The 255-nt window shown below is 58.0% G+C and carries 1 pseudogene; it reads left to right on the top strand.

Annotated features, from left to right (window positions below):
• Positions 1-255: pseudogene (locus K3G39_RS20600) on the top strand (IS5/IS1182 family transposase); the annotation flags it as partial.

Below are 255 nucleotides of genomic sequence, written 5' to 3'. Positions count from 1 at the left end.
ATCCACAATCCGCCCTGGAGGTGCTCAGGGAACGCTCAAGGCTGCTGCGCAAAGCCCTTTGCAGCATCGATGAAGACATCAAAGGCCGTATGCCCGAACAGAATGACTCGGGCGGGTTGGAAGAGCAACTGGCTTACTGCCGCAGGCTTGAAAAGCTCGTTGAAGCGGACCAGGCGCTGTGTGTGATTCCCGCCGTCAGAGAGAAGCTCAACCTGCTCAGGGAAACGGTGGAGGATACCCAGGAGAGCCATACGC

The sequence above is a fragment of the Pontibacter sp. HSC-14F20 genome, from assembly GCF_019599265.1.
Taxonomy (GTDB): domain Bacteria; phylum Bacteroidota; class Bacteroidia; order Cytophagales; family Hymenobacteraceae; genus Pontibacter.
The sequence above is the reverse complement of the archived record's forward strand: the minus strand, read 5'-3'. Positions and strand labels throughout refer to the sequence as shown.